An 11,571-nucleotide genomic window follows, 5' to 3' on the forward strand; every position below is an offset into this window, starting at 1 on the left:
CCAGGGGCTTCGTAGATGATCCGGCCCTTGAGGCCGATCGTGGTGTCGCCGGTGTACATGCCGCGGCCGACGCCGTATTTCGCGAACAGGCCGTTCAACTTCGCCAGCAGCTTCGCACCCGGCATGGCCTCGCCGTCCAGGGCCACGGCTTCGCCGTCCTTGAAGGTCAGCGTCACCCGCAGGGCCTCGGCCGGCCACTCGGCGCGCGGCGCGCACCAGCCGCGGGCGCCCTCGCCCGGCACTTCCCAGCGATCGATTTCACCGCCGGACAGGGTCACGCCCAGCAGGTTCTCGTTGATCGTGTAGCTCTTTTGCTTGGCGCGCACTTCGAAACCGCGTTCTTCCAGGTAGGCCTGTTCGTAGGCGCGGGTCTGGGTGTGTTCCTTCTGGATCTCGCGGATCGGCGCGACGATCTGGTAGTCACCCGCCGCCTTCACCGCCAGGTCGAAGCGCACCTGGTCGTTGCCCATTCCCGTGCAGCCGTGGGCGATGGCGCGCGTGCCCAGCTCGCCGGCACGCTTCAGGGACGCGTCGACGATCAGGTAGCGGTCCGACACCAGCAGCGGGTACTGGCCCTGGTAGCCCTCGCCCGCCATCACGAAGGGTTTGACGAAGCCATCCCAGATGGCCGGGCCGCCGTCGACGGTGACGTGGCTGGCGGCGCCCAGCTCGGCCGCGCGGGCTTCGATGTAGGCGCGCTCTTCGGCGTCCACGCCGGTATCGGCGAACACGGTATGCACGGCCCAGCCGCGTTCCTGCAGCCAGGGGATGCAGAAGCTGGTGTCGAGGCCGCCGGAGAAGGCAAGGACGATGTGTTTGTCGGTCATTTCAGTTTCCAGGGAATTATTGGTTGGCCAGCTTGGCCATCACGGCCTTCTGCACATGCAGCCGGTTCTCGGCCTCTTCGATGGCGATGCACTGCGGCGAATCCATCACCGCGTCGGTCGCCTTCACGTTGCGGCGCAGCGGCAGGCAGTGGCTGAACACGCCGTTGTTGGTCATCGCCATCTTGGCCTCATCGACGATGAAGTGTTTGTGCGCCTCGCGGATGGGCTTTTCCTGCTCCCAGCGGCCGAAATACGGGATCGCACCCCAGCTCTTGGCGTACACGACATCGGCGCCGGTGTAGGCAGATTCGATGTCATGGCCGATCTGGAACGACCCGCCGCTTTCGGCAACGTTGTCGCGGGCCCAGCCCAGGTAGCGCTCGTCCAGCGCGTACTCGGGCGTCGGGCACAGCAGGGTCACGTCCATGCCCAGGCGCGTGGCGATGGTCAGGGCGGAATTGGCCACGGCGGTGTTCAGCGGCTTGGGGTGGTAGGTCCAGGTCAGCACGAACTTCTTGCCGCGCAGGTCGGTGGTGCCGAAGTGGGTCTGCAGGGCCAGCGCGTGCGCCAGCTCCTGGCAGGGGTGGGTAATGGTTTCGAGGTTGATCACCGGCACCGTCGAATATTTGGCGAAGCTGCGCAGCACCCGGTCCTGCCGGTCCACCGACCAGTCCTGGAACTTCGGGAAGGCGCGCACGGCCACCAGGTCCACGTAACGCGACAGCACCCGCGCCACTTCGGCGATGTGCTCCTCGGCCTCGCCGTCCATCACCGTGCCCAGCTCGAACTCGATCGGCCAGGCGTCCTTGCCCGGCTGCAGCACCACCGCATGCCCGCCCAGCTGGAAGGCGCCGATCTCGAAGCTGGTGCGCGTGCGCAGCGAGGGGTTGAAGAACACCAGCGCGATGGACTTGCCGGCCAGCTGGCGCCCGGCCTCCCCGCGCTTGAAGGCGGCGGCCTGGGCCAGCACGGCGTCGAGTTCGGCACGGCTCCAGTCCTGGGTGTTCAGGAAATGCTTCATGGGGTGGGTCCTGGCGGTCGGTGGAGGGGAAATCAGGGAATCGAAAACGAAAAAGCCCAGCACGAAGCTGGGCTTTCATCAGCGGACAGGCAAACGCCCCCGGCTACCCAGCGGAAAGGTGGGCTTCCGGTCGGCGCGCACGCGAAGTCATGCCCGCCGCCATCCAGGCGGAGGTCATTACGGCGGCGGTGGGGACGGTGCAGGTCATGGGGCGGAAGTATGCCGGGGGGCCGGGGCGGCCGCAACTCAGCGGGCGTAGCCGGTCTCGTCCGGGCTGACGGCCACGCGGATGCGCAGGCGGTTGCCGGGGTCGTAGGGCAGGCGCGACATGTATTTTTCGCCCTTGTACATGTACTCGACGTCGTAGCCGACCACCTGGCGCTCTTCACGCTCGACCTCGACGATGCGGCAGCCGCGGGCCTCGGCTTCGGCCTTGTTGCGCGCGATGTTGTTGCCGATGGCACCGCCGGCGACGGCGCCGACCACGGTGGCGGCCTTGCGGCCATCGCCCTTGCCGACCTGGTTGCCGAGGGCGGCGCCGACCAGGGCGCCGATGACCGTGCCGCCGGTGGTCTGGCCGGACTGGCGGTATTCAACGCCGTCGCAGCGCTCTTCCGGGGTGCGGGTGCGAACGATTTCAACCACCTCGTCGGCGCGCAGCACCTGGGCGTAGCCATAGCTGACGTTCTCGGGCACCGCGGGCGCTGCGTACTGCTCGTAATCCTCGTCCTGGTAGGGCTCGGATGGGTACTGGGCAAGCACGGGGGTGGCGGCCAGGGCCAGCAGGGGGAACAGACGCAGGGCAAGCGACATGGTGAGTCTCCGGACGGACCCGGGAATTCAAGCATCGTGACGCTGAACCCTGGCCTAAGATTTTCGTTAAACGGGGGGCATCCGTTGATAGACTCCGGACTTTGACTGCCAACCCTGCCATGGAACTGCGCCTCTACAACACCCTGACCCGCCAGCTGGAGGTTTTCGAACCCCAGGATCCCGACCGGGTGACGATGTACGTGTGCGGGCCCACGGTCTACAACTACGTGCATATCGGCAATGCGCGGCCATACGTGGTCTTCGGGCTGCTGGCCAACCTGCTGCGCCGGCGCTACGGCCGCCTGGTCTATGCCCGCAACATCACCGACGTTGACGACAAGATCAACCAGGCCGCCATCGAACAGGGCGTGCCCATCGGCGAGATCACCGGCAAGTTTGCCGAGGCCTTCGCCCAGGATATGGCCGGGCTGGGCATCGCCCCGCCCGACGTCAGCCCGCATGCCACCGCGCATATCCCGCACATCATCGCGATGATCGAGCGGCTCATCGCCTCCGGCCACGCCTACGCCGCCCAGGGACATGTGCTGTTCTCGGTGTCCAGCTACCCCGACTACGGCCAGCTGTCGCGCCGCGACCCGGATGAAATGCTGGCCGGCGCCCGCGTGGACGTGGCGCCCTACAAGCGCGAGCCCGGCGATTTCGTGCTCTGGAAGCCGTCCACGCCCGACCTGCCGGGCTGGGAGTCGCCCTGGGGCGTCGGCCGCCCGGGCTGGCACATCGAATGCTCGGCCATGGCCGAAGCCCACCTGGGCGACAGCATCGACATCCACGCCGGCGGCATCGACCTGCAGTTCCCGCACCACGAAAACGAAATCGCCCAGTCCACCTGCGCCCACGGCGGCCAGGTGTTCGCGCGCTACTGGCTGCACAACGGGCTGCTGAATTTCGACGGCGCCAAGATGTCCAAGTCCATCGGCAACGTCGCCCGGGTGCACGAGCTGCTGGAAAAACACCCGCCCGAGGCCCTGCGCTATGCGCTGCTGTCGGCGCAGTACCGGCAGCCGCTGGAGTGGTCGGACGCGGTCATCGAACAAAGCGTGCGCACGCTCGACCGCCTCTACGGCACCCTGCGCGACCTGTCCGGCGTGCCGGCCACCGAACCGATCGTGCCAGTGGCGGTGGAATCGGCCCTGTGCGACGACCTCAACACCCCGGCAGCCCTGGCCGAGCTCTCGCGCATCGCCGGCGAAGCCCGCAAGGCCGAGTCGCCGATCGCCCGCGCCAGCCTCAAGGCCGAACTGCTCGGCGCCGGCCTGCTGCTGGGCCTGCTGCAGCAGTCGCCGGAAGCCTGGTTCAACCGCGGCACCGAAGCCGGCGACGACGCCCGCATCCAGGCCCTGGTCGAAGAACGCAACGCCGCCAAGGCCTCGCGCGACTTCGTGCGCGCAGACGGCATCCGCCGGCAGCTGGCCGAAGAAGGCATCCTGCTCGAGGACACGCCCCAGGGCGTGCGCTGGAGGCGCGCCTGATGCAGCCGACCGAAGCCACCGCCGCCGAAGCCCAGGCCGCGATCGCCGACGAATTTTCCTTCTTCGGCGACTGGTCCGAACGCTACCAGTACCTGATCGACCTTGGCCGCAAGCTGCCGCCCTTCCCGGAAGAGTGGAAAACCGAGGACAACCGGCTGCAGGGCTGCCAGTCGATGGTCTGGATCGTGCCCGAGGGTGATGCGAAGGACCTTCGCTTCAAGGCCATCAGCGACTCGAGCATCGTCTCGGGCCTGATCTACCTGGCCCTGCGCGTGTATTCCGGCCGCAGCGCCGAAGAAATCCTCGCCACCACGCCCGACTACATCGCCGACATCGGCCTGGCCAAACATCTTTCGCCCACCCGCAGCAACGGCCTGGCCGCGCTGCTGCAGTTCATCCAGGACACCGCCCGCCGGCACCAGCCGGCCTGATCCCAGGAGTTTCCATGCCGCACCGCCGCCTGCTCGCCAGTTGCCTGGCCGCCGCCCTCGCCTTCCCCGCCGTGGCCGGCGCGCTGCCCAGCCTGGCGCCGCCGCTGGCGCAGATGCCCGTGCAGACCCAGGTGATGGCGCCGGTAGTGGCCCGGTTCCGCGCCGACCTGGCCAGCCTGGAGCGTGTGCACGACACCACCGCCGGCACCCGCCGCGAAGCCGCGCTGCGCCGTCTCTACACCGACTGGCAGCAGCGCCTGGCCCAGATCGACCCGGCCGGCCTGTCCAGCGAAGACCGGCTCGACCACGCCCTGTTCCGCCGCGACCTGGCCTACCGCCTGGAACAGCTGGACTTCCGCCGCGGCCGCGTCACCGACGCTGCGCCGCTGCTGCCCGGCGTCGCCGCCCTGGTGGACCTGGCCGAAGCGCGCCGCGCCCTGCAGTACCCGGACGGCCGCACCAGCGCCGCCACGCTCGACAAGACCCGCCAGCAGCTGGCCGACCTGCAGGCGCGCCTGGAAAAAGATCCCAAGGCGCTCGGCACCTCGCCGATCCTGGCCTACCGCGCCGCCGGCCTGCTCGACGGCGTGCGCGAAGACCTGAAGGAATGGCATGGCTTCCACGCCGGCTACGACCCGGAGTTCACCTGGTGGACCCGCCAGCCCTACGAAGCGCTGGACAAGCAGCTCGAGGCCCACGCCAAGCTGCTGCGCGACAAGCTGGCCGGTGCCAGCGACCCGGAAACCATCATCGGCGACCCGATCGGCCGCGACGCGCTGCTGGCGGCGCTGCAGCACGAGCTGATCCCCTACACGCCCGAACAGCTGATGGATCTGGCCGAACGCGAGCTGGCCTGGTGCGAAGCCGAGCTGGCCAAGGCCGCCGCCGAGATGGGCGCCAAGGACTGGAAAGCCGCGCTTGAACAGGTCAAGGCGCTGCACCCGGCACCGGGCGACCAGCCCAGGCTGGTGGTCGAACTGGCCGACGAAGCCATCGACTACCTGGTCGCCAACGACCTGGTCACCGTGCCCGAGCTGGCCAAGCGCGACTGGCGCATGACCATGCTTTCGCCGGAATACCAGCTCACGGCGCCATTCTTCCTGGGCGGCCAGGACGTGTGGGTGGCCTACCCCACCGACACCATGCCGCACGAAAAGAAGCTGATGGCCCTGCGCGGCAACAACCGGCATTTCTCGCGCGCGGTGGTGCACCACGAACTGATCCCCGGCCACCACCTGCAGTATTTCTACAACACGCGCTACCAGACCCACCGCGAACTGTTCGACACGCCGTTCTGGACCGAAGGCTGGGCGCTGTACTGGGAATTTCGCCTGTGGGACCGCGGTTTCGCGAAGACGCCCGAGGACAAGATCGGCATGCTGTTCTGGCGCAGCCACCGCGCCGCCCGCATCCTGTTCTCGCTGGGTTTCCACCTGGGCAAGATGACGCCGGAAGAGTCGGTGAATCTGCTGGTGGAACGCGTGGGCCATGAACGCGAAAACGCCCGCGCCGAAGTGCGCCGCAGCTTCGCCGGCGACTACGGCCCGCTCTACCAGATCGCCTACATGATCGGCGGCCTGCAGTTCCGCGCCCTTCACGAGGAATTCGTCGTCTCGGGCAAGATGACCGAACGCGAGTTCCACGACAGCATCCTGATGGGCGGCCCGATGCCCGTCGCCGCCGTCCGCGCCCGCCTCTCGGGCGACGTCCCGGCCCAGGACCTGCGCGCCGACTGGCGCTTCTACGACTTCGGACGATAAAAAAAGAAGGCCCCGGTTTCCCGGGGCCTTCTCGGTAAACGACGCAGCCTGGGTTACTCGCCCATTTGTTTCTGGCGGTGTTCCCAGCGTTCCTGCGCGTCGATGGTGCGTTCGGCGGTGAGGCGGGCTTCGAGGCGCTCGAGGCCGATCTCTTCGCCGGTGTCCACGCAGTAACCGTAGCTGCCGTCCTCGATGCGCTTGAGCGTGCTGTCGATCTTGCTGATCAGCTTGCGGTAGCGGTCGCGGGTGCGCAGTTCCAGGCTGTTTTCGGACTCGCGGCTGGCGCGCTCGGCTTCGTCGCCGACGTCACGCACCTCTTCCTTGAGGTTCTCGATGGTCTGCTTGGACTCCTCGACCAGGTCTTCCTTCCACTGCAGCAGGCGCTGGCGGAAGTATTCCAGGTGCATCGGGCCCATGTATTCCTCTTTCGCGCTGGGCTTGTAGCCCGCCGGCAGGTCAACGCGCACCGTGCGCGCCGTCGCCGGCTTGATGCGCTCGGGGCGCGGGGTCGTCGGCTTGACGTAACCCGCCACCACGCCGCTGTTGCGCTTGACCGCCGGCTTGGCGACCGGCGCGGGCGCCGGAGCCGCCTTGGCCGCGGACTTGGCCGGAGCCTTGGCCGGAGCCTTGGCCGCGGTCTTGGCCGCCGGCTTCGCGGCCGGCTTGGCCGCGGGCTTGGCCGCTGCCTTCGGCGCCGGCTTGGCCGCCGCTTTCTTGGCGACCGGCTTGGCCGACGGCTTCGCAGCCGCCTTCTTCACCGGCTTGGCGGCCGGCTTGGCGGCCTTGACGACCTTCTTGACCGCCTTGACGGCCTTCTTGGCGACCTTGGCAGCCGCCTTCTTGACCGGTTTGGCCTTGGCAGCCGCCTTCTTCACCGGCTTGGCAGCCGGCTTGGCCGCCTTCTTGGCGGGTTTTGCGGGCGCTTTGGCCTTTGCCGCCGTCTTCTTGGCGGGCTTCACGGATTTGGCCGCCTTGGCGGGCTTCTTGGCGGCCGGCTTGCCGGCCTTCTTGGTGGTTTTTTTAGCGGCCACTAGGGCGATTCCTCTCTTTCCTTGAGGCTCGAAGGCGGCGTGTTATAGCCTAGTCCTTCTCCAGCGGCAACCTTATGCCGACGGCCCCGCCGGCGCAATCAGTGAAAAAACCCGTCCTGCTCCTCCTGCGCGGCTACAAGGTGGCCATCAGCCCCCTGCTGGGCCAGCGCTGCCGTTTTTACCCCAGCTGTTCGAGCTACACGATGGAGGCGATCGAACGCTTCGGCGTGCTGCGCGGCAGCTGGCTGGGCGCCAAGCGCATCGGCAAGTGCCACCCGCTGCACCCCGGCGGCCTCGACCCCGTGCCAGAGACCTGGAACAAGAAAGGACCTGAATGAAGCCACTGCCGATCATCCTCGCGTTTGGTTTCAGCCTGATGTTGCCGCTGCCGGCGGTCGCTTCGGACGCCGCGCCGGTGCAGCTGCCTGAAAGCCTGGCCCAGGGCGACCTGGTCGTGGGCCGCACCCAGCCCGGCAGCGAGGTGGTTTACGGCGACAGGAGCCTGCGCGTGGACGCCCAGGGCCATTTCGTCTTCGGCCTGGGCCGCGACGAGGCCGGCCCGGTCAGCCTGCTGGTGAAACTGCCCGACGGCCGCCTGGAAACCGTGCAGCGCCCCGTCGCCAGCCGCGAATGGAAGATCGAACGCGTGGACGGCGTGCCCCAGCAGACGGTAACGCCCGACCCCGCCATCGCCGCCCGCATTGCCCGCGAACAGGCCAGGGTCGTCGCCGCCCGCGAACGCGACGACGAGCGAAGCGACTTCGCAGCGGGCTTCAGCTGGCCGCTGCAGGGGCGCATCAGCGGCGTTTACGGCAGCCAGCGCATCTACAACGGCACGCCGCGTTCGCCGCATTCTGGCCTGGACGTCGCCGCGCCCACCGGCACGCCGATCCGCGCGCCGGCGGCCGGCGTGGTCACCTTCGCCGACCCAGGCCTTTACCTCACCGGCGGCACCGTGCTGCTCGACCACGGCCACGGCGTCAGCTCCAACTTCCTGCACCTGAGCAGGATCGACGTCGCCGTGGGCGACCGGGTCGAAGCCGGCCAGGTGCTCGGCCAGGTCGGCGCCACCGGCCGCGCCACCGGCCCGCACATGCACTGGGGCATGAACTGGTTCGGCGTGCGCGTGGATCCGCGCGCGGTGCTGGAGAAGTGGCCGGCAAGCACTGGCGACTAGTCCTTTTGGCCCACGACGGCGGCGGCGGCGCGCGTATGCTGGCCAGGCCCGCCGACGGAGCCCGCGCATGAACGCTGCATTCCCGGAGTCAGGCCGCCAGGCCCTCACCTTGCTGCTGCTGGCCCTGGCCCTGCCGGCGGCCGCCATCGCGCCGCAGGGCCGGCAGCTGCTGGCCGAAGATACCGCCGCCGACCACATTTCCCCGGCGCTCGACCGCCAGATCGTCGAAGCGGTTGACCGCAACCTGGAAATGCTGCGTCGCGAAGGCCGCCTGCCACCCAAGGTCCAGGCCAAGGTGTCCGGCCTGCAGTGGCCGATGGGACCCGGCACGGGCGAGGCCGGCGAATGGCACGCCACCTCGGGTTTCGTCGACCTCAACCCGGCCTTCCCGGGCCAGCTGCGCGACTACACCTGCGGCACCCGCACCTACGACACCAACGCCGGCTACAACCACCGCGGCATCGACTACGTGCCCTGGCCCTTCCCCTGGTATCTGATGGACACCGCGCCGGTGGACATCCGCGCGGCCGCGCCGGGCGTGCTGGTGGAAAAACGCGACGGCGCCAACGACCGGGCCTGCAACTGGAACGGCCCGGACAACGCCAACTACGTGATCGTCCTGCACGCCGACGGCACCATAGCCCGCTACCTGCACATGAAACGCGGCAGCGTCACCGCCCGGCCGATCGGCAGCCAGATCGCCGCCGGCGAAGTCATTGGAAAGGTCGGCAGCTCGGGCATTTCCACGCTGCCGCACCTGCATTTCGAACTGCGCGCCAGCAACCACGTCAATGCACCGGTCATCGAACCGCACCAGGGCGCCTGCAACGCCAGCGGCTCGACCTGGGCCAGCCAGCGGCCCTACCGCGAGCCGCTGCTGAACCGCCTGTCCACGCATTCGGGCGAACCGCACTACCCGACCTGTCCCGACACCACCGAAATCCCGCGCCTGAGCGACCGCTTCCAGCCCGGCCAGCCGGTCACCTTCCTGGCCTCCTACCGCGACGTGCGGCGCGGCCAGGCCAGCCAGTTCCGCGTGCTCGACGCCAACGGCGCGGTCTTCGCCAGCTGGAGCTTCGACACCGCCAACGACCCGGAGGTCACCACCGACTACGTGTCCGGCGGTTACTGGACCTGGACCCACGCACTGCCGGCCAATGCGCCGCAGGGCCTGTGGACCTACGAGGCCGACTTCGAGGGCGAAACCCGGCGCCATGAGTTCCGCGTCGGCAATACCACCGCCATCGGCGACATGCGCGGGCTGATCGGCGCCTGGTACGAACCGGCGAGCTCGGGCCAGGGTTTCGAGCTGCACTGGATCAACGACAACATCGCGTTGCTGTTCTTCTACGGCCACCACGACGACGGCCGCAATTTTTTCGTGCTGGGCCAGCGCAGCGGCCGCTTCGAGTTCGGGCAGGAAGTGGTGTTCGACCTCTACCAGACGCTCGGCGGCAGCTTCAATAATTTCGATCCGGGCCAGGTGCAGCGCCCTGCCTGGGGCCAGGCACGCATCACCTTCGTCAGCTGCGAAACCGCGGTGGCCGAACTCGATGGCGTCGACGGCAACCAGGTGCTGAACCTCGAGCGCCTGGGCCGCACCGAAGGCCTGGATTGCCAGTAGGGGTATGATTTCGACGCTACCCGGGAGGACCTGCCCATGATCCGCACCTGCGCCCTGCTGGCCCTTGCCGCTGCGTTCGCCCTGCCCGCCTCCGCCGCGCCGCCCGATGGTGGCCACGGCGTGGACGAGGCCAGCTTCGCCGACCATGTCACGCCGGCGCTGGACAAGCGCCTGGCCGACGAAGCCATCGCCAACATCGCCATGCTGCGCCGCGAAGGCCGGCTGCCGGAGGTGCAGGCCAAGGTGGGCGGCCTGGTCTGGCCGCTGGGGCCCGTGGACGGCGACGGCACCGATCTGCACGGCATCTCCAACTATGTCGACCTCGACCCTGCCTACCCGACCCGGCTTCGCGACTACACCTGCGGCACCCGCACCTACGACACCAACAGCGGCTACAACCACCGCGGCATCGACTATTTCATCTGGCCCTTCTCCTGGCACCTTATGGACCAGGGCGCGGTGGACGTGCGCGCCGTGGCGCCGGGCACCCTGATCGCCCGCGGCGACGGCAACAACGACCGGTCGTGCTCGATGAACGCGCCGGACACGCCCAATTACGTGATCATCCGCCACGCCGACGGCACGGTCGCGCGTTACCTGCACTTCAAGAATGGCTCGGTGACCACGCGCCCGATCGGTTCCGCGATCGTCGCGGGCGAAGTGATCGGCAAGGTCGGCAGTTCGGGCATTTCCACCGGGCCGCACCTGCACATGGAGCTGCGCGCCAGCGAAAACGCCGGCGCCGCCGTCATCGAACCGCACACCGGCGCCTGCAACAACGTCGCTTCAGGCTGGGTCGACCAGCGCCCTTACCGCGATTCGAGCATCAACCAGATCTCCACCCATGCTTCCACGCCCACCCTGCTCGGCTGCCCGCAGGTCGGCGTCATCCAGCAAAACACCGACCAGCCGCGCTACAAGGACCACTTCCAGCCCGGCGAGCCGGTCACCCTGCTGGCTGCCTACCGCGACCAGGCCCGGGGCCAGGTGACGCAGTTCCGGGTGCTGCGGCCGGACCAGAGCGTATTCACCTCGTGGAACTTCGATTCAGCCGACCAGGGCGCGCCCGCGGTCTACAACGCCAGCTACTGGTACTGGAACAACCAGCTGCCGGCCGATGCGCCGCATGGCCTGTGGACCTACGAGGCCACCTACCAGGGCGAAACCAAACGCCATTTCTTCCGCGTCGGCGACACCACCGCCGCCGTGGGCGACATGCGCGGCCTGATCGGCGCCTGGTACGAACCGGCGACCTCCGGCCAGGGTTTCGAACTGCAGTGGATCAACGGCAATACCGCGCTGCTGTTCTTCTACGGCCACCGCGACAATGGCGACAACATCTTCCTGGTCGGCCAGCGCGACGGCGCCTGGGACTTTGGCCAGGAAGTGGTGTTCGA

At 68.3% G+C, this 11,571-nt stretch carries 11 protein-coding genes; 7 read left to right on the forward strand and 4 right to left on the reverse strand.

Annotated features, from left to right (window positions below):
* From AACZ35_RS08180 to AACZ35_RS08190, 3 genes are all read right to left on the reverse strand, one after another.
* Positions 1–827: argininosuccinate synthase domain-containing protein (locus AACZ35_RS08180; RefSeq protein WP_339828102.1), on the reverse strand; the 827-nt coding region annotated here is incomplete at its 3' end.
* A 16-nt stretch (positions 828–843) separates the two neighbouring features.
* Positions 844–1,848: an N-acetylornithine carbamoyltransferase gene (locus tag AACZ35_RS08185; protein ID WP_339828104.1), complete on the reverse strand. Its 1,005-nt coding sequence runs from the start codon at positions 1,846–1,848 to the stop codon at positions 844–846.
* 246 nt (positions 1,849–2,094) lie between these two features.
* Positions 2,095–2,661, reverse strand: coding sequence for a glycine zipper 2TM domain-containing protein (locus tag AACZ35_RS08190; protein WP_339828105.1), 567 nt, complete (start codon positions 2,659–2,661; stop codon positions 2,095–2,097).
* 119 nt (positions 2,662–2,780) lie between these two features.
* Between AACZ35_RS08190 and cysS the strand changes: the two genes are divergently transcribed.
* From cysS to AACZ35_RS08205, 3 genes are read left to right on the forward strand one after another with little or no spacing between them, the layout of a single operon-like run.
* Positions 2,781–4,151, forward strand: coding sequence for a cysteine--tRNA ligase (gene cysS / locus AACZ35_RS08195; RefSeq protein ID WP_339828120.1), 1,371 nt, complete (start codon positions 2,781–2,783; stop codon positions 4,149–4,151).
* The gene (locus AACZ35_RS08200) at positions 4,151–4,582 is read left to right on the forward strand and encodes a SufE family protein (protein ID WP_339828107.1); all 432 of its coding nucleotides are present in this window, start codon (positions 4,151–4,153) and stop codon (positions 4,580–4,582) included. Before cysS ends, AACZ35_RS08200 begins: the two co-directional genes overlap by 1 nt.
* A gap of 14 nt (positions 4,583–4,596) precedes the next feature.
* A complete protein-coding gene (locus AACZ35_RS08205; RefSeq protein WP_339828110.1) occupies positions 4,597–6,342 on the forward strand; it encodes a DUF885 family protein in 1,746 nt (581 codons plus the stop codon).
* A 53-nt stretch (positions 6,343–6,395) separates the two neighbouring features.
* On the opposite strand, the gene dksA is transcribed toward AACZ35_RS08205, so the two are convergent.
* Positions 6,396–7,373 carry an RNA polymerase-binding protein DksA gene (dksA, locus tag AACZ35_RS08210; protein WP_339828112.1) on the reverse strand — a complete coding sequence of 326 codons (978 nt, stop codon included), beginning with the start codon at positions 7,371–7,373 and terminating at the stop codon, positions 6,396–6,398.
* A 74-nt stretch (positions 7,374–7,447) separates the two neighbouring features.
* On the opposite strand from dksA, the gene yidD reads away from it, so the two are divergent.
* The 4 genes from yidD to AACZ35_RS08230 form a co-directional block, all read left to right on the forward strand.
* Complete coding sequence (yidD, locus tag AACZ35_RS08215) at positions 7,448–7,711, forward strand: membrane protein insertion efficiency factor YidD (protein ID WP_339828114.1); 264 nt, start codon at positions 7,448–7,450, stop codon at positions 7,709–7,711.
* Positions 7,712–7,749: 38 nt separating this feature from the next.
* Positions 7,750–8,550 (forward strand): M23 family metallopeptidase, encoded by an 801-nt coding sequence (locus AACZ35_RS08220; protein ID WP_339828122.1) that lies wholly within the window; start codon positions 7,750–7,752, stop codon positions 8,548–8,550.
* Positions 8,551–8,617: 67 nt separating this feature from the next.
* Positions 8,618–10,174, forward strand: a complete 1,557-nt coding sequence (locus AACZ35_RS08225; protein ID WP_339828116.1) for a peptidoglycan DD-metalloendopeptidase family protein — start codon at positions 8,618–8,620, stop codon at positions 10,172–10,174.
* Between the two features lie 36 nt (positions 10,175–10,210).
* Positions 10,211–11,571 (forward strand): peptidoglycan DD-metalloendopeptidase family protein (locus AACZ35_RS08230; RefSeq protein ID WP_339828118.1); only part of this gene is annotated, 1,361 nt, incomplete at its 3' end.

This window comes from uncultured Arenimonas sp., assembly GCF_963976025.1.
Lineage (GTDB): Bacteria > Pseudomonadota > Gammaproteobacteria > Xanthomonadales > Xanthomonadaceae > Arenimonas.